We start from the raw sequence: 25,276 nt of genomic DNA, 5'->3' as shown, positions 1-25,276 counted from the left end.
AAATGAAAATTGGTGTTATTGGTGCAATGAACGAAGAAATAGAACGTATGAAAGCTGAAATGGTCGTGACAAATACATACGAGTTTGCAACAGTTGAGTTTTATGAAGGGCGGTTAAAAGAAAAGGAAATCATCTTATGTAAGTGTGGCGTAGGGAAGGTTAATGCAGCTTTAACAACACAACTATTAGTAGATCGATTTGCTATTACACATTTACTATTTACAGGTGTTGCAGGAGCTGTAGATGAAAGTTTAGATGTAGGTGACCTTGTCATTTCTACTAGTGCGATGCAACATGACCTTGACGTGACAGCACTAGGATTTAAAAAAGGACAAATCCCTTATTTTGAAGGGAGTTCAGACTTCCTAGCTAATTCAGAATTGGTTGAACTTGCAGTATCTGCAGCCAAGCAAAGCACAAGTCGTCATATTGTTCGAGGCAGGATAGTTAGTGGTGATCAATTTATTGCCAATGCTGACTATGTACAATCATTAAGAGAGGAGTTTGAAGCTGCTTGCGTTGAGATGGAAGGTGCTGCGGTGGCACAAGTAGCTGCAATGAATAAAATTCCATTTGTTATCATTCGTTCAATGTCTGATAAGGCGAATGGGAAAGCTTCAGTGAATTTCGCAGAATTTACGCAATTAGCAAGTGAGCAATCACATCTGCTCGTTTCAACAATTTTGGAAAATATGTAAAGAGAAGTAAAGCTGATGAGAATCTGACGATAACGTGAACTACACGTTATCGTCTTTGTTCCGTACGGATATGGTAAAGAGCTTTTTCGAGTGTTTTAAAATTCTTTTCCGTTATTTCTTGTTTACGTGGGATCGTTGGGACGATATTTTGGTCATCCCAAAACAAAGGAAGTTCTTCTTCAGCTTGACGACTCCATTTACGCAGCCAGTTATCAGGAAGTCTTCTTGGTAATTGGTCTTGTTGACCAGTCATCGTTAGCCAAACTAAAGACCACGCCCTTGGCACCACTCGCCATATGTCATAGCCTCCGCCACCAACCGCAATCCAGCGTCCATCACAATATTCATGTGCTAATTGATGAGCGAGTTTTGGAATAGCTTTGTATGTCTCAATTGTTGAGCATAAATGTGTAAGTGGATCAAAATGATGAGCATCTGCTCCATTTTGGGTTATGATCACATCGGGCTTAAAAAATGAAACTACTTCCCTTAAAGCGGTTTCATATACTTCGATAAAAGAGTGGTCTTCGGTAAATGCATCGACAGGTACATTGATAGAAAAGCCATAACCTCTTCCAGACCCCTTTTCATGGACTTGACCAGTTCCCGGAAAAAGATAACGGCCTGTTTCGTGAATACTAAGAGTACAAACGTCGGGGTCATCATAAAATGCCCATTGAACGCCATCCCCATGATGAGCATCCGTATCAACGTAAAGCACACGTGCACCGTAATGCTTCTTCATATATTCAATCGCAATTGAGCTATCGTTGTATATACAGAAACCAGAAGCCTTTCCTTTGAACCCATGATGCAGTCCACCGCCAAGATGTAAGGCATGGTTGGATCTTCCTTGCATTACTTCATCTACAGCTGTTAAGGTACCACCAACAAGCAGGGCAGAAGCTTCATGCATATTAGCAAAGATAGGTGTATCATCAGTACCTAAGCCATAATTTACAGCAGTTGCTTCATTTAGTTCTCCTCTGCCAGCTGATTTAACAGCTTCTATGTAGGCCTCATCATGAATTAAGGCAATTTCTTCATCGGTTGCCATTCTTGGAGGTATGATAATATTATCATCAAGTGCTTTTAATTCTTTTAATAATTCGAAAGTAAGCTGAAGCCGCAAATGGTTAAAAGGGTGATCGTCATTAAATTTATAGGCTAACTGTTCAGTTGAAAAAACGAATGATGCATCTCTTTTTATCATAAGCCTGGCTCACTTGGCCATAAGACGTTATAACCATTTGCTTCAATCACTTTAATGATTCGACGCGGATCGATCGTTTGTACGCGAAATACGAGTATTTTATAGGAAGGGTCATGATAAGGATATACTAGAACACTTATAATGCTAACATTTAATTCTTTAAATATCGCAGCGATATCAGCTAGCTTCCCAGTAATGTTTTCTACCTTTACCTCAATGTGTGAGCTAGGTTGATGTGCGCCCATTAACTCAACAAGTGTATGTAACATATCTGTTTCTGTGACAATCCCAACAAGCTCATCATCGTCTAAAATCGGTAAGCAGCCAATGTGATGTTCATAAAATAATGTTGAAACTTCTTCAACGAAATCTAGCGGATGTGCAGTTATGACATTTCTTTTCATGATTGTAGAAATCGGTTTCAAAAAATCTTCTAAATGATCCGTAAAGTGGAAAATAGAAGGGCTGGCATCTCTAATATCACTATCTGAAACAATTCCTACTAAACGATTCCTTTCATTAGTGATAGGAATGTGACGTATTTGGTGAAGTTCCAAAAGTTGCATCGCCTCTTTAATCGTCGCAGTATCCTTTATTGTAATGACATTTCTCTTCATAATATATTCAATGATCATAATTGCAGCACCACCTTTAATTTAATACATGAAGCGATTTTGAAAACGTAATTGGTCAAAACGAAGGATGGAATCTGTATTGACTCTTTTTCCGATGCGTGCCATTAAACAGTTTGCAGGGTGTGAACAAATCTCGGGGTCATCTGTCGCATACCATTCCAGTCCACCAGCATTCATCATTTTTTCCATCATTTTTCTGTATCCCCAAACATCTAACCCACTACCTGTTAAATCCCAATGCCAATAATACTCCGTTGTAATAATGATATAATCTTCCATGGCATCATCCATAAATGACAGCCGTAATAAATTTTTCCCGACTTGAGCGCCACGGTATTCTTTAGCAATTTCGATCGCGCCAAGCTCTATTAAGTTCTCTACTTTTCCTTCAGACCATCGTTCCATTGGGTCTGGGTAGACAAAAGTAACATAGCCAACGATCGTATTTCCATCGCGCACAACGTTAATTCGTCCTTCTGGTAAATCAGCAATACCAATTAATGCTATCTTTTGTTTTTCAGGGGGGCGAAACGCGACTAATCCACTATGAAATTCGAAGCTCTCTATCGCTTCTCCAGATAGTGGCCCTTCCAATATAAGCGATCGATCTTGAAAAGGAATAGTCATAGAATAATAAGTTTTTTGATGAATCATGTATATACTACCACCTTTAAGCCAGCCATTTTCTGAATTTATTATACATGAATAAAAGAAGACTAACCGTATCTTCATCACTTTGTCATTAAATTTAATAAAAAAATATTTTCCAAAAGATACCTTTTTTAAATTTTCAAATTGATATAATATTCTGTATGTATTATACTATATATTGTAAATACATAAAAGGAGGAAGATCTACTATGAAACTGCAAGCGCTTTCACCTGTAAAGGGAAATCATAACTTACCAAACTATGAGGAAGCTGTTCAATCATTTGATTGGAAATCAGTAGAGTCTGAATTTTCTTGGGGAGAAACTGGTAAAGTTAATCTAGCTTATGAGGCAATTGATCGTCATGCTGAAGGCGATAAGAAAGATAAAGTTGCTTTATATTATAGTGATGCAAATCGTGTTGAAGAATATACGTTCCATGATATGAAAACGTATTCTAATAAAGCTGCAAATGTTTTAAAAGAAGCAGGGGTTGTAAAAGGAGATCGTGTTTTTATCTTTATGCCACGTTCACCTGAACTTTACTTCTCGGTTTTAGGAGCTATTAAACTAGGTGCCATCGTCGGACCTTTGTTTGAGGCTTTCATGGAAGGGGCAGTACGGGATCGTTTAGAGGATAGTGCGGCAAAAGTACTTATTACAACGCCAGCTCTATTAGAACGAGTTCCGGTAGGTGATTTACCAAACCTTGAATCGGTATTTATCGTTGATGAACAATATGAAGAGAATGGATCTTATTACAACTTCTTAACTCGTTTAAATGCTGCAAGTGATCAACTTGAAATTGAGTGGGTTGATCGTGAAGATGGACTAATCTTACACTATACTTCTGGATCAACAGGAAAACCAAAAGGCGTTCTTCACGTTCACAATGCAATGCTTCAACATTACCAATCTGCTAAGTGGGTACTAGATTTAAAAGAGGATGATATTTATTGGTGTACAGCTGATCCGGGTTGGGTAACGGGTACTTCTTATGGAATTTTTGGACCTTGGTTAGTAGGTGTATCTAATGTTATCCGTGGTGGAAGATTCAGCCCACAAGATTGGTATGAAACATTAGAGAAGTATAAAGTAACGGTATGGTATAGTGCACCAACAGCATTTAGGATGTTAATGAGTGCCGGTGATGAATTAGTGAAGAAATACGATTTATCTAACCTGCGCCATATGTTGAGTGTAGGAGAGCCGCTAAATCCAGAAGTTGTTCGCTGGGGAGTGAAAGTGTTTGATTTACGTATTCATGATACATGGTGGATGACAGAAACAGGTGCACAAGTCATTTGTAACTATCCTTCTATGGAAGTTCGCCCTGGTTCTATGGGTAAGCCATTACCTGGCATTAAAGCGGCTATTATTGATGATAAAGGAAATGAGTTACCGCCAAATAGAATGGGGAATCTAGCAATTCAAAAAGGCTGGCCTTCTATGATGCGTGCGGTTTGGAATAACGAAGAAAAGTATAATAGCTATTTCGAAATCGATGGCTGGTACGTATCTGGAGACTCTGCATATATGGATGAAGATGGATACTTTTGGTTCCAAGGAAGAATTGATGATGTAATCATGACATCTGGTGAGCGAGTAGGTCCATTTGAAGTAGAAAGTAAATTAGTAGAGCATCCAGCTGTTGCAGAAGCTGGTGTAATTGGTAAGCCTGATCCGGTAAGAGGAGAAATCATTAAAGCATTTGTTGCTTTACGTGAGGGTTATGAAGTAACTGATGAATTAAAAGAAGACATCCGTAACTTCGTTAAGAAAGGATTAGCAGCACATGCAGCACCAAGAGAAATTGAATTTAGAGAAAAGCTTCCGAAAACACGTAGTGGTAAGATTATGAGACGTGTATTAAAAGCTTGGGAACTTGATCTACCAACTGGTGATTTATCGACAATGGAAGATTAATTTTTATAATAGAACAGACGGACTGTTCGGTTTGGAAATAATAACCATATAACCTATGTTCTGTTCTACTATAAAACTGCAAAGAGCAGGATGTAAATCAACGGTTTTCATCCTGCTTCTTTGTATTATAAGCTATTTGCCTTGACGTTCCGATAACCCTGTTAAAGAAAACAGTCTCACCTTAAAAAAACAAAGAAAAGAACTTGGATTAATTCCAAGTTCTTTTCGCGTATTACTCATCACTATTACTGTTAGATTCTTCTTCTTCAGAATCGTCTTCAGGTTCCTCTTCAATTTCTTCTTCAGAATCTTCTTCAGAATCATCTTCAGGTTCTTCTTCTGTTTCTTCTTTAGAATCGTCTTCAGGCTCGGATTTATAATTTGTACCTTCAGCGACTGAAGAAGCAGATGATTCTCTACCAGCCGAGTCTACCGCTGTTACATAATACGAATAGGATTTTCCGTTCACTGTAAAGCTTGTTGTATCATTTCCTCGAACGTGGTTGTGAAGTTTGAAGTCTGTACTACCATTGGAAGCGCGGTAAATCCGATAGCCGACAATATCCGAATCTGAATGCTTCGACCAAGATAGAGTGTCACCACTTAGTGAAATATTGCCTAGTTTTCCGGGTGTTTTGCCATTGTTTGGTGCGTCCTTATCCGGGATGATGTTTTTCATGTTATCAGGTAAGTAACTAGAGATATCTGTTAAGTTTGCAATGTTTGCTGAAATAGTAAAGCCAGTTTCAGTGAACTCAGACGGTGTATCAGCTAAAGCTTTGTAATTGGTTCCGTTAATTGTCACATAACGCCCGCTTTCAAGGCTGTCATCGGTTTTTGTAGGAACAAATTTAGCATTGAACAGATCTGTCTTTACTAAGCCGGCGTCTTGACACATTTTTGAAGCAAGTAAGCCTGTTAAGCTGCAAATCGAACGAGAGACGATTCCATCTGGTCTTTCAAACCGTTTACCAGTACCCATTAATTCTGCATTTTGATGATAAGCGGCATTCGCAATGTTCGCCCAAATTTGTTGAGTTCTAGCTCCGTAGCGTAAGCCGCCAACGGTTTGTTCAATTCTATGTTCTTGATGATCATATCCAATCCAAACTCCTAGAGAAACATTTGGATTTGTTGCTACAAACCAAGAATCTTTTACGTCACTTGATGTACCTGTTTTTCCTGCCCAATCAGAAGAGAACGAAAGTCTTCCTGGTAGCGAGCTCGCTGTTCCGACTCCACGGAGAACGTCTCTCATAATATCAATTGTTAAATAAGCTGTTTGTGGGGAGAAAATTTCTCTTTCAACTGGTTCATGTTCATAAACAAGTTCTCCACTTGCAGTTTCAATCTTTTCGATCATATAAGACTCTACAAATTTGCCACCATTCGCAAATGTTGCATAGGCATTCGTATTTTGTTCAACAGTTACATCGATGGCCCCTAAAGGTGAAGATTCATATGGAGCATCAGCAGGAATTTCAAATCCGTAATCTAATAGCGTTTGACGTGCTTGTTCATGAGGCACCATATTATAGGCGCGAACAGCAGGAACATTTCTAGATCGTGCAAGAGATTCACGAGCAGAAAGCAGTCCTAAGTGATTTCGATCAAAATTTCGGATTGGTGTACTTGTGCCTCGATAGGTTGCGGGAGTGTCAGGGACGACAATACCTGGTTGAATGGCACCTATTTCCATAGCAGGAGCGTAAGCGAGAAGAGGCTTCATGGTTGAGCCGTTTTGTCGTTTCGCCTGTGTTGCTCGGTTAAACTCATTTCCAAGTACTTCATCTCTTCCTGCGACAAATCCTTTAATCGCACCAGTATGATTTTCTATAAGAATTGCACCGACTTCTTCCTGTTGCTGCACAATTTCACCATTAGCGTTCGTATGCTGTTTAACTGGTCCGAACAAATGATCATTTTGGACAGCATCTTGCATCGCTAAATAAACATCTTTATCAATAGTCGTATGAATTCGATAACCATTATTTCGTAAATTCGCTTCAGCTTCATCACGAGCGCGATTTCGTAGGCGCGTTTGTTCTTCTCTATCTAATTCGTTAAAGTTTTCATAGTTTTCTTTTATCGTTTGGTCTGCTAAGACATTGACAGCCCTACGTAAAACTTCATTTGTCAAATAAGGATACTTTTCAATTGGAGCAGTGACAGGATCAGCAAAATGCTCACTCACATCATAAGCTAATGCGTCTTCGTACTCCTCTTCTGTAATATAGCCACCATCATACATTCTAGAAAGAACGGTTCTCATTCGGTTAATCCCGGGGTCTAAGTTTTCTTTAATTGCCCCGTTTTGTAAGAAAGGAGTGTAGCCGAATGGACTTTGTGGCAATCCTGCAATGTAGGCAGCTTGTGGGATCGAAAGCTCACTCGCATTGACTCCGAAGATTCCTCTTGAAGCAGCTTGAGCACCGGCAATTTGTCGCCCGGAAGAATTGCGGCCAAACGGTACAATATTTAAATAAGCTTCCAATATTTCATCTTTCTCAAGAAAATGTTCGAGTCGCATCGCTAGCAAAATTTCAGTAGCTTTTCGATCAAATGAAACTTCACTTGTAAGAATTTGATTTTTTATTAATTGCTGTGTTAATGTACTTCCACCTGTCTGTAAAGAGGAATTGGCGAATTCCTGAAAAGTAGCTCGCATGATTGCTTTTGGCACAATGCCATCATGCTCATAGAAGTATTCATCCTCTGTTGCGATAATTGCATTTTTTAAGTGGTCAGAGACGTCGTCTAATGAAACTTGATGTCTCTCAACGTCTGTAGGTAATTCTCCTAATAGTACGTCGTTATCAAAGAAAACTTGACTTGTTTCTGCATAATCATAGATTCGATCTCTCATTTCTTCGGCAGTCCGTAGTGGTTCATCTTTTACTAAAGAGGCGAAGTAGCCTGCAGCTGTTCCACCTAAAAAGAATAGGGACATTGATCCGACAACTAATCCTATAAGAAATAAGTTCCAGAATACTTGATATGTAATGCCGATTCGTCGAAAGATTTTCAATTCATGAATTTTTCGTGAGAGCATTTTTACTTTCTTTATTATGGATGATTCTTTCATATTCATAGAGACCTCCTATACTTAAGAGATTATACCATATGAAGAAAGTTGAAGGTAAGGGTTCTAAGCAATTGACAATAGTTGAACAATATGGTAAAAAAGAAGCATTGTAACTGAATACTAAGCGAAGAATGATCGAAGTAGTCCGAGCTTCCCTGTTTAAGAGAGCCAATGGTTGGTGTGAATTGGTATATAGGCTTGGGTGAATTACAATCAGGAGCTTTTCTTTGTGATAAGCAAAGAACGGGAATACCGTTATATAATGAAGTGGGAGAAAGTTTTATTTCTTCAACAAGGGTGGTAACGCGAGACCTCGTCCCTTTTTTAGGGAGGGGTCTTTTTGTTTTTAGATTTATTACACTTTGGAGGTTAGATGATGGAAAAGGAATTTACATTAACAGAAGCTCAACAAAAAGAGGTCGAAAGGCAACTTGCTCATCTTAAAAGAGGAGTAGTTGAGATTGTTCCGGAAGACGAGTTTCGTAAAAAAATTGAGAAATCCGTTGTGACAGGTAAACCATTAAAGATAAAATTAGGAATGGACCCTTCTGCACCAGACGTACATATCGGGCATACAGTCCCGCTTCATAAATTGCGCCAATTTCAGGAATTAGGTCACGAAGTACAAATGCTTATTGGTGATTTTACAGGACGTATTGGAGATCCGACGGGTAAGTCAGAGACACGAAAGCAATTAACGGATGAAGAAGTGAAACAAAATGCGGCAACGTATGTTGAGCAATATGGCAAAATTTTAGACATGGATAAAGTAACCATCTACTATAATTCTGAGTGGTTAAAACCCCTTCAATTCGAGGATGTCGTAAAGTTGGCAGCAAATATGACGGTTGCCCGGATGTTAGAGCGTGATGATTTTGAAAAGCGTTATAAATCTGGCCAACCAATTTCCGTTCATGAATTTTTCTATCCTTTAATGCAAGGCTACGATTCTGTTGCTCTTGAAACAGATATTGAAATTGGTGGGACAGATCAGAAGTTTAATTTGCTAATGGGTAGAACCTTACAAGAAGCTTATGGACAAGAGAAGCAAGTCGCACTAACATTGCCTTTAATCGAAGGACTTGATGGAGAAAGAAAGATGTCAAAGTCTTTAAACAATTACATTGGAATTGATGAAGCACCTAATGAAATCTTTGGGAAATCAATGTCGATTCCGGATGAATTAATGATTAAATATTATAAGCTAGCAACTGATCTTCCGATGGAGGAAATCGATAAGCTTGAAACTGATCTAAAAGAAGGTAGTGTTCATCCGCGAGATGCGAAAATGAACCTTGGAGCGAAATTCGTTGAGATGTATCATGGCGAAGAAGCTGCAAACGAAGCAAAAGCTTATTTTCAAACCGTCTTCCAAAAAAGAGCCTTACCAACAGATATTCCTGAAGTTCAGTGGACGGGAGAGTCGCCAATTTGGATTGTAGACTTACTAGTCGAATTGAAGATGCAAAGCTCAAAAGGTGAAGCGAGAAGAATGATTCAAAACGGTGGGGTAAAGATCAATGAAGAAAAGGTTGAAGATGTCCAATTACAAGTGGAAATTGAAGATGACCTCGTTCTTCAAGTCGGCAAGCGTAAATTTATGAAAATTAAAAAGTAAGATAAAAAGGTTGGCATATGGCCAACCTTTTTTGTAATGAAACAAAATAATCTGCTATAGTCATTGACTATAGCAGATTCCTTAAACTTAACGAGAGTAGAACTCAACGATAAGAGCTTCTGTGATTTCAGCAGGAAGTTCAGAACGCTCCGGAAGACGAGTGTAAGTTCCTTGTAAGCTATCAGCATCGAAAGTTACATAAGCAGGAACGAAATCGTTTGCTTCTAAAGATTCCTTAACAACATCAAGGTTACGTGATTTTTCACGAAGGCTGATTGTTTGTCCTGGTTTCACACGGTATGAAGGAATATCTACACGTCCTCCATCAACAAGAATGTGACCGTGGTTTACTAATTGACGAGCTGCACGACGAGTGCGAGCAAGTCCCATACGGTAAACTAGGTTATCAAGACGAGACTCAAGAAGAATCATGAAGTTCTCACCGTGAATTCCAGCCATTTTACCAGCATCATCGAAAATGCGGCGGAATTGACGCTCATTTACTCCGTACATGTGACGAAGCTTTTGCTTTTCTTGAAGTTGTAAACCATATTCAGAAAGTTTCTTACGTTGGTTTGGACCGTGTTGCCCTGGAGCATACGGACGTTTTGCTAACTCTTTACCCGTACCGCTTAGAGAGATTCCTAAACGACGAGATAATTTCCAAGATGGACCTGTATAACGAGCCATAATTTGACTCCTCCTTGTTATTTTGATGTTGCAAAATAACAACCGCTTGGCAATCTCATACTAGATTCATTTTGCTTTCATGCACCTTCGCTTCGACAGCTAGAAGTTACACGATGCACCTCGATATGCAGCCGCACGAGGAACAAAATGAGTGTTCATGTACGTTTACCTTGGCTGTCTTATTTCACACAAAGAATATTATATTCATTTTTTAAATGGAAGTCAATGGTGTAAGCTGTAATCTTTGTTTTTATACATTGCTACTTTTTAGCTAGTAATTAAATATGCTTTTCAAGGACAGTAACAAACGCTTCTAGATGTTTTTGGTCTTCAACCGTAAAGCGTGCTAGTGATGGACTATCAATATCTAAAATCGCAATGATTTCTCCGTCACGTCTTACGGGTATAACAATTTCTGAGCGAGAGGCAGCGTCACAAGCGATGTGGCCTGGGAATTGATGGACATCTTCGACGAGCATCGTTTGTTGTTTTACAATCGCTGTACCACAGACTCCTTTTCCGACCGGAATGCGAACACAAGCAGGCAGACCTTGAAAGGGACCTAATAGTAATCCTTGTTCTTTTAACAAATAGAAGCCAACCCAGTTGATATCTTCTAGAAATTGCGATAACAGAGCACTGGTATTGGCTAAATTAGCTATTAAATCCTCTTCTCCTGATAACAAGGCATCAAGTTGCTTTGTAACAGTCTGATATCTTTCTTCTAAAGTACCTTTATATAATTTGGTTTGAAACATAAAAAAACGTCCTTCCATGATGAGTAATTAAATCAGAAACTTAGATAGACTGATTAAAGATAGCCTCTATTTTACCTAAACCCCGATCATCGTACAAATGAAATGAAAGAAAGGCAGTTAATTTCTTGATGATTCAAGAAAATTGTCTAAATTTAGAGGACGATTGTCGAGCGATTCATAGAGGAAAATGGCTATATAACACGAAACGAATATAGCAAGAGGAATAAAGGGGACGAACTCATGAAGGAAACAAAAAAAGATTTGATCATAGATGCTGCTGTTCGACTTTTCTATACGCAAGGTTATGATGGGACTTCTGTAAGAGATATTGCTCAAAAAGCCAATGTGAATGTTGCCCTAGTCTCTTATTATTTTGGAGGGAAAAAAGGTTTATATGAGGAGTTAATGATCCAGTTTTTAGAAGGATACCTCCAAGTCATTAAGACAGAATTGGAACGAACGCATAATTCGGTTAAGGATCAGTTGCTCCAAATGACCAGATCTCTTCTTGAGTATCAAAAATCACAGCATTTTGTCGCAAGAATGGTTCATCGTGAAATGACTTTCGATTCCATGCTTGTCCGTGAGTTAATGTCTACGTATTTAAGGAAAGAAAAACACGACCTTGAAGAACTAGTTCGAAGTGGGATGAGAAGAGGAGAGTTTCGGAAGCAGCCAATTGATCTTGTAGTTGTTCATATAAGAACAATGATGATGATGCCTTATTTGTCTCCTCACTATTTAAGTGAACTCTATCAAATCACAACGACTGAACCATATTTCATTGAAAAGTATATGAGGCATATCGAAAGCTGGGTTGAACGTTGGCTTTGTATAGAGGAATATCGTTCAAGCCCAGCCTATCTAATGCCTAGATCAATCTCGTAATGGGTTAGGTTTAGCTAGGATTGATTTTGGGTGAAGCTCTGTATAACCATTCAATAAGCTAGACGCTTGATGAGCATCTGAACCATAAACGAGAGGAATGTTACGTTTGATTGTTTCTTCAATAATACTGTCATAAGGATAAGGTTCTCTACAAAGTGGTTTGATGTAACCAGCGCCATTGTAGTCGAGCTCATATCCTTTTTTCTTGATTTCAGCTAAGATTGAAGACGTTTCAGTTTGAAAAGACCGATCAATGGGAAATTTTTTCTGGAACTTTCGGACCAATGTCATATGTCCGATTCTATTAGGTTTATAATGACCTAAATTACTTTTAACGGATTTTAATACTGTTTGATAATAAAGCTCGTATACTGCTTCAGTTGAGCCTAGCTGGTTACAGGCGTAATGGAAGACATCTGGACTATAATCAATACATACATACTCTGTTCCTAACTTTAGAAAATGGACTGATAAAATACTATCATCAAGTGAAGGACCAATTTCATTCAAGAAATCGGTCGTCTCCTTCTCAAACCCCTCAATGTAATCAACTTCTAATCCAACATATATGTTCAAGTGACCTTTGTATTCTTTTTTTAGAGCGCGTACTTCTTTTAAATATGTATATAAGTCATCCCAAGACATTCCACTGTCCTGCAACGGGGTGGGATCGACAAAAGAACGAGGCAAAGGAGCATGTTCTGCGAATGTAATACCTGTTAACTTATGTGAAATGGCCGTTTCACAGTACTTTATAAAAGAGTCTTTACTGCCATGTGGGCAAAAGGGCGTATGGACATGTCCATCATGAATCATCAATGAATATTCACTCCTTAAAAAATCAAAAGTATGATCAGAATTGAAACGATGTTATCCGAGGAAAAAGTCACAGTTGCAAGCAATTAAAAACCATGAAAAAAAGCATACAAACAAGTATTTTCATGGTATCATATTATTTAGCGAATTCGTAAAAATCATAAATAAATTTGTCAAAAAAAGAGGTTTTTTGTTTCTTTTGCCGAAACAACAAGAAATAGCTCATAAATAAATTAGTCATAGGACCTCACAACAATTTTATACGAGCAAAAAGAAGGGAGTCCTCTCATGTATTTGATTTATTCAATTATAGCGGTTGCCGTTATTTTTATAATAATTAGTTCCGTTTTGCGTAAGCGGATTTACAAAGAGGTTGACCGCCTCGAGGAATGGAAAAATGGAATTTTAAATCGTGATATCCCAGAAGAAATAGGAAAAGTAAAAAAACTACATATGTCAGGGCAAACAGAGGAAAAGTTTGAAACTTGGCGGAATGAATGGGACGACATTGTCGGTGGGATATTACCTGATATTGAAGAACGTTTATTTGATATCGAAGACCTTGCTGCTAAGAATCGATTCACAAAAGCAAAGCAACTCATTGGTGTAACAGAACAACGCCTGAATGGAATCGAAGAACAAATTAAAGAGTTGTTAAAGGATGTACACCAACTTGTTGAAAGCGAAGAACAAAATCGAACGGAAATTGATAGTGTTCGTACGGCCTATAAAGATCTTTCAACTTTGATAACAAAGAAAAGAGGGTCATTAGGTGCTGGACTTCCAACCATCGACGAGAAATTAGATAAGGTTAATGAGTTATTAACAGCTTTTGATACCGCAACAGAAGATGGCAGTTACCTTTTAGCCAGACAACACCTTGTAGAAGCACAATCGTTTGTTGATAATTTAAATGATTTAGTAGATCGTTACCCGAAATTACTTGTACAAGTTGATACGAAAATTCCAGCCGAGTTAACAGAATTACAAGGTGGAATTGCGGAAATGGAAGAAGCGGGTTATCAATTAGAGGCATTCTCATTGGAATCAAGATTAGAACATATCGCAGGAGAACTTGAAAAAGTAAAAGAGGATCTTAAGCACCTAAAGTATGAAGGGGCAGAAGATAAGCTAACCGAACTATCTAATCAAATTGAACAACTTTATGACACGTTAGATTATGAGGTTGAATCGAAGGGATATGTTGAAAACAAGATTGAGCAACTAAGTGAACAAGTAGAGGCAATAAAAGAAAAAGTCGATTTGCTAGAGACGGAGATGTTTGAGGTACAACAGAGTTATTTTGTGTCTAAAGAACAGATCGAAGCTCAAAAGGACATGAAAGAGAATGTTGTTGATTTAATGAATGACCTTTATGTGATCATTAATCTAGCTGATAATCAAAAACAAACGTATACATCGATTAGAGAACTAGTAGATGAATGGCAAGATGAACTTGAAAAGCTTGACCAATCAATCGAGGTAGAAAAAGCTACACTTTATGAGTTAAGAGAAGATGAAAGAAAAGCAAAAGAAACGTTATTAAAACTTCGAGGGACGATGGTTGAAATCAATCGTGCTTTAAAGAAAAGCAATATACCTGGGCTACCGCAAAGGGCGATAGATCAATTATCGGAAGCGGAAGAAAAGTTAATTGATGCTACCAATCATCTTGAACAACTTCCGTTAGAGTTAGGTAGGATGAATGTTCTTGTTGAGGAAGCGGAAGAATTAGTTTCAAAGAACAATGAATTAATCTTACAGACGATTGAACAGGCGAAGGTAGCAGAGAATGTGATTCAATACGGAAATCGTTTTCGAAGCAAATCTGATTCTGTTTCAGCAGGATTGATTGAAGCTGAGTTGCTTTTTAGACAGTATGAATATGAAGAAGCAATTGAATGTGCAGTGAAAGTAATTGAACCATATGAACCAGATGTTCTCGATATTGTCAAAGGCTATGTTGCTGTATAATCAAGGGAGTTCCGTGAATGGAGCTCTCTTTTTTTTGGCTAGAATAGATAAAGTTATCGTTAGTGAATCGCTGGCAATTTCAACAGTTAATCTTGTTATTTAGCTATTTTATGCTAACATATATTGATGCGTAAGTTCGAATGGGGGAGAGGGTTAGGATGATTTATTTAGATAATAGTGCAACAACGAAACCATATAAAGAAGTAGTTGATGCTTATACGGCTGTTGCATCGAATTTTTTTGGGAATCCATCATCTCTTCACACGCTTGGTATGAAAGCAGAGGGGTTAATTACAGAATCGAGAAACCGGATTGCAGAACTTCTTGATGTTAAGCCAGTTGAGATTATTTTTACTTCTGGAGGAACAGAAGGAAATAATTTGGCGATAAAAGGTGCGGCAAAAGCCAAACAAAAGCGGGGGAAACACCTAATAACAACTGTAGTTGAACATCCATCTGTAATGGAAGCTTTTGCGCAGCTTGAGCAGGATGGCTATGAAGTAACATACTTACCTGTAGACCAAGAAGGAAGAGTAGAAGTTGCTCAAGTTGAGGCAGCAATTCGTCCGGATACAACATTACTATCAATTATTCATGTAAATAATGAAACGGGTGCGATTCAGCCAATAGAGAAAATTGGGGAAATGTTGGAGCGCTATCCTCGTATTTATTTTCATGTTGATCATGTGCAAGGTATTTCTAAAGTTCCATTAAATCTGCGTAAGGCACGTATAGATTTTTCTACATTTTCAGCTCATAAGTTCCATGGTATGAAAGGAACTGGCTTTTTATTTGTGAGAGAAGGCATTAAGCTTGCTCCGTTATTTGAGGGAGGCTCACAAGAAAATGGTCTTCGAGCAGGAACAGAAAATACTGCTGGAATTGTAAGCATGGCTAAAGCGCTAAGGATGGCGAAGAATCAAGAGAATGAGCATGAACAATTATATAAACTAAGAGAAACATTTATAAGAAAATTAAATGCTATTGACGGCATTGTAATAAATAGTCCGGCTGATCAAGTCGCTCCTCACATTGTAAATTTCTCGATACCAGGGGCAAAACCAGAAGTAGTCGTTCAATCTTTATCATCTAAAGGGATCTATGTATCTACGAAATCTGCTTGTTCCTCAAAGTTATCGGCTCCTAGTCGTGTATTATCTGCAATGGGGCTTTCGGATGAGCGAGCGATTTCAGGTATAAGGGTAAGCTTTTCTTTTGACACAACAGCAGCTGAAGTAAATCAGCTCCTTACTGAACTTGAAGTAATTATTCCTGAACTATTGGAGGTCGTTAAATCATGATCTATGATCATATATTAGTAAGATTTGGAGAGCTTGCATTAAAAGGCAAAAATCGCTCTGTTTTTGAAAAACATTTGCTGGAAAATATTAAAATGAGTGTTAAATCAATTCCAAATTTAAAGTTGAAGCGAACGTATGGCCGAATTGTGATTGAATTGAATGGGCAAAATCATGAACCGGTTGTTGAGAAGCTTAAGCATATTTTTGGAATTCACTCGTTTAGTTTAGCCTTTAAGGTAGAAAATGATTTACAAGCGATGCAAAAAGGTGCATTAACCGTATTACAAGATCGTGCAAATGTACGTACGTTTAAAATTACAGCGAAAAGAGCGTATAAGCCTTTCCCGCTTGATACGATGCAATTAAATCGTGAAATAGGTGGATATGTCCTAACGAATACAGAAGGTATTACTGTTGATGTTCATAATCCAGACGTCAATATTCATGTGGAAGTAAGAGAAACTGCAACGTATATTACATCGGCTTCTTATGATGGACCTGGTGGATTGCCTGTTGGAACAAGTGGGAAAGTGCTATTATTGCTTTCAGGTGGAATTGACAGTCCAGTTGCAGGGTACTTAACTTTAAAGCGCGGCGCCAAAATTGAAGCTGTTCATTTTCATAGTCCACCTTATACTAATGAACGTGCAAAGCAAAAGGTGATTGACTTAGCACAATCTCTGACAAAATACGGAAATAGCGTTGTGTTGCATTTGGTTCCTTTTACAGAAGTTCAAAAGCATATTCATTCTGAAATCCCGAGTAATTTGCAGATGACAGTAATGAGAAGAATGATGTTAAGAATAAGCGAGAGGATTGCAAATGAGCGCGGCATTTTGGCGTTAGGTACTGGGGAAAGCTTAGGGCAGGTTGCCAGTCAAACTTTGCACAGTATGAATACGATTAATGAAGTGACCAATTTGCCAATCATCCGACCATTAGTTACAATGGATAAGTTGGAAGTAATCGATATTGCTCAGAAAATTGGTACTTTTGAAACGTCTATTTTGCCTTTTGAAGATTGCTGTACGATTTTCTTACCACCAGATTCAAAAACGAGGCCTAAAAGAGAACAGACAAATAAATATGAACAGTATATTGAAATTGATAAATATGTTGATGATGCAGTCGCAAGAACTGAAAAGCTACTTCTAACGAATACGAAGCGCATCAATAATGAGGTTGAAGACCTTTTTTAGAGTTTCCACTGGAAAAAGGGTTACATTCTACGATTCTCAATAATTACCAGTAATCTTTGTGCATGTTTTTCTCTCCTAAAACTCATTCTATGAGTACAGAAGGAGGTGATAAACATGGCAAACAACAATAGCAACAATTCAAATCAACTTCTTGTTCCTGGTGTACAACAAGCACTAGATCAAATGAAGTATGAGATCGCTTCTGAGTTTGGTGTTCAACTTGGTCCTGACGCAACTTCTCGTGCTAACGGTTCTGTTGGTGGAGAAATCACTAAGCGTTTAGTACAAATGGCTGAACAACAAATGGGTGGTTTTCAACAATAACACAATATAATGGCTGTAAGAAGGGTGCTCTGGCACCCTTCTTCTTTTTTTTCAATTGTCCAATACCGTTGCATGTTTAACTTGGATTTGGCAAGATGGTTGTAAGTTGTATAACGAGGAGGATGGTGTATGGGTACCCTTTGGTATAATGGAACCTTTTTCTCAATGGAAGCTGAAGGTGAAACGTTTGAGGCTGTATACGTTGAGAAAGGAATTGTAAGAGAAGCAGGAGATAAACAACACTTATTGGATAAATACAGAAATGATATCAATATAAGACATGACTTAAATGGATTATTTGTCTATCCTGGTTTTGTTGATAGTCACCTACATATAGTGGGGCATGGTGAAAAACTCATTCGTTTAGATTTATCAATAGCCAAGTCAGCTGAAGAAATGAAAAGAATGTTAGTTGAAAAGGAAACAGTGTTAGATGTCATGGACTGGCTGATCGGAGACGGATGGAATGAAAATAACTTCATAGACCGTAAAATTTTCCATCGTGATGAATTAGATGAGATTTGTGAAGATAAACCAATGTTTTTAACAAGGGTTTGTCGCCACGCAGCTCTCGTTAATAGCAAAGCATTAGCGTTAGCTGGAATAACGAAGGAAACAAAAGATCCAGAGGGGGAATCATAGTCCGTGATTATCATGGTGAGCCAACAGGATATTTGTTAGACGCTGCATGTGATTTGGTGAAAAGAGTCATGCCTAGTGCAACTGATGAGTACGTCCGGCGTGCGTTAACTGTTGCCATTGATGATCTTTACAAAGTAGGCTTAGTTGGGGGCCATACAGAAGATTTACATTATTATGGGGGATTTAAACAGACATTTAATCAATATAAGAAAGTAATAGATGGTAATAAAAGAAAATTTCGAGCGCACTTATTGGTGCATCATGAAGCGGTAAGAGAGATGGAAGAAGAAGGCTATAGCAATAAGGAAATTACACCTTTTATTGAATTAGGTGCCGTGAAAATATTTGCAGATGGAGCATTAGGTGGACGCACAGCTTTATTAAAGACTCCTTATACCGATGATCCTTCAACATCAGGTGTAGCGATACATACAGAAGAAAGTTTGCATCAAATTGTAAAGGAGGCACGACGTAAAAATAGAGCTGTTGCCATACATACGATCGGAGACGGTGCTCTTGATATGGCATTAACAGCGCTTGAGACATACCCAGTTGAAAAAGGAAGAGATCGATTAATTCATCTACAAGTAGCAGATGAGTCATTAATCAATCGAATGAAGAAGCTCCCTGTCATTTTAGATTTGCAACCAAGATTTGTAGCTTCCGACTTTCCTTGGGTTATGGAACGGCTAGGTGAAGAGCGGCTACCTTATGCTTTTGCTTGGAAAACATTGCTCGATTCGGGCTTACACTGCGCAGGAGGATCTGATGCCCCAATAGAGCCAGTTGATCCACTCCTTGGAATCCATGCAGCCATTACGAGAAAGCGAGTAGGAGAGGAACATGAAGGCTATTTACCAGAGCAAAAGCTAACTCCTTATGAGGCCGTTCAATTGTTTACCACAGGAAGTGCATATGCAATTGAGAAAGAAAAGGAGAGAGGAAAAATAGCTCCTGGTTTTCAAGCAGATTTTACCATTCTTGATCAAAATTTATTTGCTATTGAACCTGATGATATCCTTACAACAAATATAAAGATGACAGTTGTTGATGACACAATTATGTATAGACATGAAATGAAAAAAAATTAAGGGAATGAAGAGATGGTTTATTAACAGGAAAAAAGAAGAGATTGGACAAGAAGCAACACAGAGGTCCAATCTCTTCTTTAAGTAGTTATAAAAATTTCTTCTGAACCTTTTGCCAGTAACTGTTATTTTTTAGTTTCAGTACTTTGATTTGTTTTTCAGCTAAAGAGAGATTGATTTCTTTAGCATGACGGATACTTAAAGCTTCATTATCTACTCCGATTATAGGGTGATCATTTCCATCCTGGACAACATTTAGTGTTAATTTTCGCTCGGGACTCAAAAGGAATGACGTTCCCAGAGTGCGGTATTCATTGTTGTTTAACGAAGCAATTTCACTAACTTGTATAGATGGTAGCGCAGGATCAACAACGGCACCATTCACAGACAAATTATATGCTGTGCTCCCTGTCGGAGTGGAAACAATCATCCCGTCGCCACGAAATGTTTCAAAATGAAAATCATCAATCATGACATCAATGACAAAGGTTTTAATTACATTTGACCGGATGGAACACTCATTCAAGCAGTAAAAGGGCATTTCATTATCAACGGTTACTTTTAAAAGGGGATAACGTCTAACCTCAACTTCTTCATTTTTCATGGCTAACACCATTTGCTCGATGTTTTCCATACTAAAATCGGTATAAAACCCCATTGAATCTGTATTTACACCAACATATAAACAATCCTCATTAAAATTTGTTTTTCTCGTTGCCTGTAAGAACGCATTATCTCCTCCGATGCTAGCAATGATATTTGCTTTCTCAACATCAGTAACTAAGGTAAATTCATTTTGTTCTGCGATTTCTTTAAGTGGTTGAATGAGCTCTTCCATTTCAATTGTGCGTTTGTAAAAAAGATAAAGATTTTTCCTTTTTGACACTTTGCAAAAACACCCTTTCATTTAAATGTCCAACGAACTTATTCTATGTTATCATAACCAATGATTGGGAAAAACAACCAGAAACTATTTTGGAGGGTGAGGCATGAGTCGGAAACGTTGGTTAGCATTAATTGCAGTTGCGATGATATTCTTTATTTCACTGGGAGTTAATGTGATGACATCAGGGGTGATGTCCAATGCAAATGCTTTATTAGATACAAGTGGTCATGAATGGACGGAACAAGTCATTGAAGCAGGAGAAGAACTGGGTGGTTCGATTGTGGTATTAGAACTTAGTGGGGTCATTCAAGATGTTGGAGACGGAGGATTGTTTCAGGCAGTAGGTTATAGACATCAGATGTTTCTCTCTCAAATTGAACATGCTGCTAAAGATCCTAGTGTAGAAGGGATTATCATTCGAGTAAATACCCCAGGTGGCGGAGTCGTTGAGAGTGCTGAAATTCATGAGAAGATTGTTCAGGCTCAAGTTGAATATGATAAACCGATATATGTTTCAATGGGGAATATGGCCGCTTCCGGTGGTTATTACATAGCGGCACCAGCAGACAAGATTGTTGCCAGTCCGCAAACAATCACAGGCTCGATCGGTGTCATCATGGAATCGATAAATGTGGCCGAGTTGGCTGAAAATTATGGTGTCAAAGTAAATACCATTAAAAGTGGTCCATACAAAGATATCATGTCTGCGATGAGAGAAATGACAGATGAAGATCGTGATATTCTTCAATCAATTATAGACGAATCTTATGACGAGTTTGTACGAATCATTGCAGAAGGGCGAAATATGACTGAAAATGAGGTCCGAGCAATCGCTGATGGTCGTATTTACACCGGGAATCAGGCGTTTGAATTGAATTTAGTAGATGATCTTGGTAGTTTAGACGATACTATTTCAATGATGAGAGATCTTGTTGGAGAGTATAATGTCATTAAATATGAGCCTCATGTAGGATTCCCGCAATTTCTCTCAATGTCAATGCAGAAATTGACTCAAGGTGACCATGAATTGGCAACGTTAGAAAGAATTCTATCAACAGATCGATCACCAACTTTGAAATATATTTATACAGATTAAGGAGGGACGTCAGTGAGCCGAGTGATGGAGCAGAGAAAACGAGTTGTGAATAACAGACTGAGAAATCGAAATCGGATAAGCTCAGCTTCAATCGAAGTCCCAAAGTCTGAGCCTCCTATAGAAGAAACAACCACAGATCATTATCAGTACGCTGGTTTTTGGATGCGATTTTGGGCATTCTTATTAGACCTAATAACAGTATTCTCGTTCAATATGCTGATTGTATCTCCTTTTATACGTATAACAGATATTAGTGGAATACTTGCTATAGGACCATATAGTTTTGAGACCATTTTATGGGCTGTTATTTTCTTTCTTTATTTTGCGATTATGACCAAAAATTTTGGTCAAACAATCGGCAAAATGGTGATGGGAGTTCGGGTGATTTCTAAAGACCGGCAAGAGTTAAAGTGGACGCAGCTCATTTTCCGTGAGGGAGTAGGGCGTTTCTTGCATCAAAGCCTTTTCTTTCTTTATGCCATTTATGCAATGGTTGCTTTTACAGAGAAAAAACAAGGACTGCATGATGTCATATCAGATACGTACGTCATTATCGATCGAAATGAATAGATGAAATAAACCTGCCAAAATCGGCAGGTTTATTTCATTTAGAAATGGAGAAACTAATTACCATCGATTTGTGCAAAGGGAGAAATGTATGGTTTGGACAATAATTATTGTGAGTGTGTTCGTACTTTTTGTGTTCATTGCGATCATGAAAATTAATATTGATCTAAAGTATCGCCATTATCAAGATGATGACTTATTGGAAATTAAAGTGTCTATTTGGAAAATGAGAGTGTATACCTTTTCAGCTCCCGTCATAAAGGTTGACGATGACACAGCTTCTGTTGTCGTAGAAGAGGAGCAGGAGATTGCCGGAATGGAATCAAAGAAAAAAATTCCGATTACGCCAGAGCTTATCATTGAGGATTTAAGGTGGCTTAGGGATTTCTTAAAGCACGTAGTTGGTTTGCACAAAATAATAAGACGTTTCTTACGAAAAATGAATGTTAATGAACTCACTTGGCACACCGATATTGGAGTTGGGAATGCTGCTCATACGGCTCAATTAACAGGAGTTATTTGGACATTAAAAGGGAGTATTATCGGATTAATTGGCAACCATATGAGAATGAGGTTGATGCCTAAGTTAACGATTAACCCCCATTTTCAAGCAGTAGTCTCTCATACATATTTATCTTGCATGTTTTCTTTTAGAATGGGGCATGCTATCGTTGCAGGTCTAATGTTACTTAAGCATTGGAGACGAAGACCGGAGATGACTAGACCTAGTTCTTCGGTTGAAAAAAATATGTAATTCAAGGAGGAAGCGATCATGACAGACCATCCAATTCAAGGATTAATGAAAACAGCAATGGAAAATTTAAAGGAAATGGTCGATGTAAACACTATCGTTGGCGACCCTGTTGAAACTCCAGATGGAAGCGTGATTATGCCTGTTTCCAAAGTAGGGTTTGGTTTCGCAGCTGGAGGAAGTGAATTTGTAATTGAACAACGTCATGGAGAAGAGCATAAACACCCATTTGGTGGTGGTAGTGGGGTGGAGTTTCCATTACTCCTATTGCCTTCCTCGTTGTAAATAGTGAAGGTGTTAAAATGGTTCACTTAGATAGTAATACACACCTATACGAAAAATTACTTGATTTCGCTCCACAAGTTGTTGAAAAGATCCAACAAATGGTTGGGAACAATGGGACACAATCAACAACAACAACAGCCACAACTAATACAACAACAAATAATCAGCCACCACTTTAATAAAGGCTGATTAGAGAGTACAAGGAAGCATTCGTCTCTCTTATTGTTTCAAGGTTGTCTCAAGAGGGTAATTGACTTTTGAAGACAGCCTTATTTTTGTGGAATCTTTTTATTCTGACAGTTTTTCTTAGCATCTTTTTAGAAAAACATGTAAGATAAGACTGTACATATAAAAAAATTAGGAGGAATTGATATGGCTTCAATTACATTCAAAAACAATCCAGTAACTTTACTAGGCTCAGAAGTGAAAGTGGGAGAAAAAGCACCTAACTTCACGGTTTTAGCAAATGATTTATCTGAGGTAACATTAGAAAATACAAAAGGAAAGGTTCGCCTAATCAGTGTTGTTCCTTCTATTGATACAGGAGTTTGTGACCAACAAACACGCCGCTTCAATGAAGAAGCGGCGAATGTACCAAACACAGAAATACTGACTGTAAGTGTCGATCTTCCGTTTGCTCAAAAACGTTGGTGCGCTGCTGCTGGAATAGAAAATGTTCAAACGTTATCAGATCATCGCGATCTTTCATTTGGTGAAGCGTTTGGGGTAGCGATTAAAGAATTACGATTATTAGCACGTGCTGTTTTTGTTATTGATTCTAACGATGTTGTTACGTACGCAGAGTACGTTTCAGAAGCAACGAATCATCCGAACTATGAAGCAGCGATTGAAGCAGCTAAAGCAGCAAAATAACATTAAATTAAAAGATTGTGGCCCTATACTGTCTCATCGACTAGTATAGGGCCACAAGTTTTTTTAAATGAATAAAAAAAGGAAAATCGGTGAAACTAACATGTTAATGGTTCATAGTTATTGCAGATTGAACGAGCTTAGCATGAAATGTTATGCTAACATATTGTAGATAGGAAAGGAGAGGTTAGAAGTGACGGTACATTCGACAAATACTGAAATTTTATATACATATTTTGATGAGGCTGCTCTTTATTTAGAAAAGCATTGGAATATTACTTATTTAGAAGGATTGGCTGAAGCTGGTGAAAACCTATTTAGAGGAGAAGTATGTCAACCTTTAACGCTCGATCAAAAAAATCATTTACTTTCTGAATTAGATAAGGTAAATATAGAGGACTTTACCCAAGAAGAAATTAGAAAGTCTTTACAACTAGTTGTTTTAAAAGGAATGAAGGGGGTTGTTCAACCACACCATTCCATGACTCCAGATGCTGTAAGTTTGTTTATGAGTTATTTAGTGAATAAAGTAGTAGGGAAACAAAAAGAACAAGTGACCTTGTTAGATCTAGCTGTTGGCTCAGGAAATCTAATATCGGCTTTGTTGAATCATTCCTTAACTCCTATTCAAGCAATTGGCTTTGAAGTTGATGAAACGTTGGTGAAGTTAGCATATGTGAATGCTAATTTACAAAAGCACGAGTTACAGTTATTCCATCAAGATAGTATTGAACCGATCGCTTTTCCAGAGGTTGATCTTGTTGTTACAGATGTACCAGTCGGATTTTATCCAAAAGATGAGGTTGCTCATGAGTATCAGCTTAAGGCAGAAGACGGTCATGCATATATTCATCATTTAATGATTGAACAGGCTATCAAGAAAACAAAAGCAGGAGGATTCTTGTTTTTTATTGTTCCTAACTTTTTATTCCAAAGTGATCAAGCTGAGAAACTTCACACGTATATAAAAGAAGAAGCGAATATTTTAGGGCTTTTACAACTTCCAAAAACAATGTTTAAAACAGAGCAAGCTGGTAAGAGTATCTTTATGATTCAGAAGAAGGGGAAGGTGCAATCATGCCTAAACAGGCTCTATTAGCAGAATTACCTTCCTTTTCAAAAAAAGAATCGCTTAGCGACATGATTAGGCAAATTAATAAATGGTTCGAGACAGAACTAGGCATACTATAAGAAAAATAAAAAGAGTTTGACTGTTAAAAAGTCAGACTTTTTTTATGCTATTTCATCTGTAAATTGAACCGTTTTCAATTCTGAAAATAATGAATATGGGCGAAAAATGGCGAATAAACTTGAAA

Annotated in this window: 21 protein-coding genes, 2 pseudogenes and 1 other annotated feature; of the genes and pseudogenes, 15 read left to right on the top strand and 8 right to left on the bottom strand. The window is 38.0% G+C overall.

The genetic code is table 11. The annotated features are described in order from the left end of the window. The first annotated feature begins 2 nt into the window (after positions 1-2). Complete coding sequence (locus BkAM31D_RS17370) at positions 3-698, top strand: 5'-methylthioadenosine/adenosylhomocysteine nucleosidase (RefSeq protein ID WP_066153564.1); 696 nt, start codon at positions 3-5, stop codon at positions 696-698. 46 nt (positions 699-744) lie between these two features. On the opposite strand, the gene BkAM31D_RS17365 is transcribed toward BkAM31D_RS17370, so the two are convergent. Genes BkAM31D_RS17365 through BkAM31D_RS17355 form a run of 3 tightly spaced genes read right to left on the bottom strand, consistent with a single transcriptional unit; the run spans position 745 to position 3,200 of the window. Then, a complete protein-coding gene (locus BkAM31D_RS17365; protein WP_157076795.1) occupies positions 745-1,911 on the bottom strand; it encodes an acetoin utilization protein AcuC in 1,167 nt (388 codons plus the stop codon). Further along, positions 1,908-2,546, bottom strand: coding sequence for an acetoin utilization AcuB family protein (locus tag BkAM31D_RS17360; protein ID WP_066153561.1), 639 nt, complete (start codon positions 2,544-2,546; stop codon positions 1,908-1,910). Before BkAM31D_RS17360 ends, BkAM31D_RS17365 begins: the two co-directional genes overlap by 4 nt. Positions 2,547-2,567: 21 nt before the next feature. Further along, entirely contained in the window at positions 2,568-3,200 is a 633-nt protein-coding gene (locus BkAM31D_RS17355) for a GNAT family N-acetyltransferase (RefSeq protein WP_066153558.1), read from the bottom strand. A 206-nt stretch (positions 3,201-3,406) separates the two neighbouring features. Here BkAM31D_RS17355 and acsA point away from each other — a divergent pair, with 206 nt between their 5' ends. Further along, on the top strand, positions 3,407-5,122 hold the full coding sequence (gene acsA / locus BkAM31D_RS17350; protein ID WP_066153555.1) for an acetate--CoA ligase: 1,716 nt from the start codon (positions 3,407-3,409) through the stop codon (positions 5,120-5,122). A gap of 232 nt (positions 5,123-5,354) precedes the next feature. Here the strand turns inward: acsA and BkAM31D_RS17345 are convergent, their stop codons facing one another. Continuing rightward, positions 5,355-8,213 carry a transglycosylase domain-containing protein gene (locus tag BkAM31D_RS17345; protein WP_066153552.1) on the bottom strand — a complete coding sequence of 953 codons (2,859 nt, stop codon included), beginning with the start codon at positions 8,211-8,213 and terminating at the stop codon, positions 5,355-5,357. Between the two features lie 112 nt (positions 8,214-8,325). Then, positions 8,326-8,531, top strand: a binding site (T-box leader). 52 nt (positions 8,532-8,583) lie between these two features. Here BkAM31D_RS17345 and tyrS point away from each other — a divergent pair. After that, complete coding sequence (gene tyrS / locus BkAM31D_RS17340) at positions 8,584-9,825, top strand: tyrosine--tRNA ligase (RefSeq protein WP_066153549.1); 1,242 nt, start codon at positions 8,584-8,586, stop codon at positions 9,823-9,825. A gap of 87 nt (positions 9,826-9,912) precedes the next feature. On the opposite strand, the gene rpsD is transcribed toward tyrS, so the two are convergent. Continuing rightward, the gene (gene rpsD / locus BkAM31D_RS17335) at positions 9,913-10,515 is read right to left on the bottom strand and encodes a 30S ribosomal protein S4 (protein ID WP_066153546.1); all 603 of its coding nucleotides are present in this window, start codon (positions 10,513-10,515) and stop codon (positions 9,913-9,915) included. A 278-nt stretch (positions 10,516-10,793) separates the two neighbouring features. Continuing rightward, complete coding sequence (gene msrC, locus BkAM31D_RS17330) at positions 10,794-11,273, bottom strand: free L-methionine (R)-S-oxide reductase MsrC (RefSeq protein WP_066153543.1); 480 nt, start codon at positions 11,271-11,273, stop codon at positions 10,794-10,796. A gap of 240 nt (positions 11,274-11,513) precedes the next feature. Here msrC and refZ point away from each other — a divergent pair, with 240 nt between their 5' ends. Beyond that, a complete protein-coding gene (gene refZ / locus BkAM31D_RS17325; RefSeq protein ID WP_066153540.1) occupies positions 11,514-12,161 on the top strand; it encodes a forespore capture DNA-binding protein RefZ in 648 nt (215 codons plus the stop codon). Here the strand turns inward: refZ and hisJ are convergent. Next, entirely contained in the window at positions 12,150-12,977 is an 828-nt protein-coding gene (hisJ, locus tag BkAM31D_RS17320) for a histidinol-phosphatase HisJ (RefSeq protein WP_066153640.1), read from the bottom strand. The genes refZ and hisJ overlap by 12 nt on opposite strands. A gap of 288 nt (positions 12,978-13,265) precedes the next feature. On the opposite strand from hisJ, the gene ezrA reads away from it, so the two are divergent. The 5 genes and pseudogenes from ezrA (at position 13,266) to BkAM31D_RS17295 (ending at position 19,508) form a co-directional block, all read left to right on the top strand. Then, entirely contained in the window at positions 13,266-14,951 is a 1,686-nt protein-coding gene (ezrA, locus tag BkAM31D_RS17315; protein WP_066153536.1) for a septation ring formation regulator EzrA, read from the top strand. A 158-nt stretch (positions 14,952-15,109) separates the two neighbouring features. Next, entirely contained in the window at positions 15,110-16,252 is a 1,143-nt protein-coding gene (locus tag BkAM31D_RS17310; protein WP_066153534.1) for a cysteine desulfurase family protein, read from the top strand. Continuing rightward, positions 16,246-17,451, top strand: a complete 1,206-nt coding sequence (gene thiI / locus BkAM31D_RS17305; RefSeq protein WP_066153530.1) for a tRNA uracil 4-sulfurtransferase ThiI — start codon at positions 16,246-16,248, stop codon at positions 17,449-17,451. Before BkAM31D_RS17310 ends, thiI begins: the two co-directional genes overlap by 7 nt. 114 nt (positions 17,452-17,565) lie before the next feature. Further along, on the top strand, positions 17,566-17,775 hold the full coding sequence (locus tag BkAM31D_RS17300; RefSeq protein WP_066153522.1) for an alpha/beta-type small acid-soluble spore protein: 210 nt from the start codon (positions 17,566-17,568) through the stop codon (positions 17,773-17,775). A gap of 129 nt (positions 17,776-17,904) precedes the next feature. Continuing rightward, positions 17,905-19,508, top strand: a pseudogene (locus BkAM31D_RS17295) (amidohydrolase). An 85-nt stretch (positions 19,509-19,593) separates the two neighbouring features. Here the strand turns inward: BkAM31D_RS17295 and BkAM31D_RS17290 are convergent. Beyond that, positions 19,594-20,412 (bottom strand): NAD kinase, encoded by an 819-nt coding sequence (locus tag BkAM31D_RS17290; RefSeq protein WP_174521904.1) that lies wholly within the window; start codon positions 20,410-20,412, stop codon positions 19,594-19,596. Positions 20,413-20,494: 82 nt separating this feature from the next. On the opposite strand from BkAM31D_RS17290, the gene sppA reads away from it, so the two are divergent. The 6 genes and pseudogenes from sppA to BkAM31D_RS17260 all read left to right on the top strand — a co-directional run bounded on the left by sppA (position 20,495) and on the right by BkAM31D_RS17260 (position 25,059). Next, positions 20,495-21,487 (top strand): signal peptide peptidase SppA, encoded by a 993-nt coding sequence (gene sppA, locus BkAM31D_RS17285; RefSeq protein ID WP_066153514.1) that lies wholly within the window; start codon positions 20,495-20,497, stop codon positions 21,485-21,487. Positions 21,488-21,499: 12 nt separating this feature from the next. Further along, positions 21,500-22,057, top strand: a complete 558-nt coding sequence (locus BkAM31D_RS17280; RefSeq protein ID WP_235820386.1) for an RDD family protein — start codon at positions 21,500-21,502, stop codon at positions 22,055-22,057. Between the two features lie 88 nt (positions 22,058-22,145). Next, a complete protein-coding gene (locus tag BkAM31D_RS17275; protein ID WP_066153511.1) occupies positions 22,146-22,808 on the top strand; it encodes a DUF2953 domain-containing protein in 663 nt (220 codons plus the stop codon). A gap of 18 nt (positions 22,809-22,826) precedes the next feature. Then, positions 22,827-23,269, top strand: a pseudogene (ytfJ, locus tag BkAM31D_RS17270) (GerW family sporulation protein). A 193-nt stretch (positions 23,270-23,462) separates the two neighbouring features. Beyond that, positions 23,463-23,963, top strand: coding sequence for a thiol peroxidase (gene tpx / locus BkAM31D_RS17265; RefSeq protein ID WP_066153506.1), 501 nt, complete (start codon positions 23,463-23,465; stop codon positions 23,961-23,963). A 190-nt stretch (positions 23,964-24,153) separates the two neighbouring features. Further along, positions 24,154-25,059, top strand: a complete 906-nt coding sequence (locus BkAM31D_RS17260; RefSeq protein ID WP_306807401.1) for a class I SAM-dependent methyltransferase — start codon at positions 24,154-24,156, stop codon at positions 25,057-25,059. Positions 25,060-25,276 lie beyond the last annotated feature (217 nt).

Origin of the sequence: Halalkalibacter krulwichiae (assembly GCF_002109385.1) — a bacterium.
GTDB lineage: Bacteria > Bacillota > Bacilli > Bacillales > Bacillaceae_D > Halalkalibacter > Halalkalibacter krulwichiae.
This window is presented reverse-complemented; position numbering and strand designations above follow the sequence as displayed.

Coding starts and splice junctions, on each gene's coding strand:
- BkAM31D_RS17370 (WP_066153564.1), top strand. CDS start 3: ATGAAAATTGGTGTTATTGGTGCAATGAACGAAGAAATAGAACGTATG.
- BkAM31D_RS17365 (WP_157076795.1), bottom strand. CDS start 1,911: ATGATAAAAAGAGATGCATCATTCGTTTTTTCAACTGAACAGTTAGCC.
- BkAM31D_RS17360 (WP_066153561.1), bottom strand. CDS start 2,546: ATGATCATTGAATATATTATGAAGAGAAATGTCATTACAATAAAGGAT.
- BkAM31D_RS17355 (WP_066153558.1), bottom strand. CDS start 3,200: ATGATTCATCAAAAAACTTATTATTCTATGACTATTCCTTTTCAAGAT.
- acsA (WP_066153555.1), top strand. CDS start 3,407: ATGAAACTGCAAGCGCTTTCACCTGTAAAGGGAAATCATAACTTACCA.
- BkAM31D_RS17345 (WP_066153552.1), bottom strand. CDS start 8,213: ATGAATATGAAAGAATCATCCATAATAAAGAAAGTAAAAATGCTCTCA.
- tyrS (WP_066153549.1), top strand. CDS start 8,584: ATGGAAAAGGAATTTACATTAACAGAAGCTCAACAAAAAGAGGTCGAA.
- rpsD (WP_066153546.1), bottom strand. CDS start 10,515: ATGGCTCGTTATACAGGTCCATCTTGGAAATTATCTCGTCGTTTAGGA.
- msrC (WP_066153543.1), bottom strand. CDS start 11,273: ATGTTTCAAACCAAATTATATAAAGGTACTTTAGAAGAAAGATATCAG.
- refZ (WP_066153540.1), top strand. CDS start 11,514: ATGAAGGAAACAAAAAAAGATTTGATCATAGATGCTGCTGTTCGACTT.
- hisJ (WP_066153640.1), bottom strand. CDS start 12,977: ATGATTCATGATGGACATGTCCATACGCCCTTTTGCCCACATGGCAGT.
- ezrA (WP_066153536.1), top strand. CDS start 13,266: ATGTATTTGATTTATTCAATTATAGCGGTTGCCGTTATTTTTATAATA.
- BkAM31D_RS17310 (WP_066153534.1), top strand. CDS start 15,110: ATGATTTATTTAGATAATAGTGCAACAACGAAACCATATAAAGAAGTA.
- BkAM31D_RS17300 (WP_066153522.1), top strand. CDS start 17,566: ATGGCAAACAACAATAGCAACAATTCAAATCAACTTCTTGTTCCTGGT.
- BkAM31D_RS17290 (WP_174521904.1), bottom strand. CDS start 20,412: ATGAAAGGGTGTTTTTGCAAAGTGTCAAAAAGGAAAAATCTTTATCTT.
- sppA (WP_066153514.1), top strand. CDS start 20,495: ATGAGTCGGAAACGTTGGTTAGCATTAATTGCAGTTGCGATGATATTC.
- BkAM31D_RS17275 (WP_066153511.1), top strand. CDS start 22,146: ATGGTTTGGACAATAATTATTGTGAGTGTGTTCGTACTTTTTGTGTTC.
- tpx (WP_066153506.1), top strand. CDS start 23,463: ATGGCTTCAATTACATTCAAAAACAATCCAGTAACTTTACTAGGCTCA.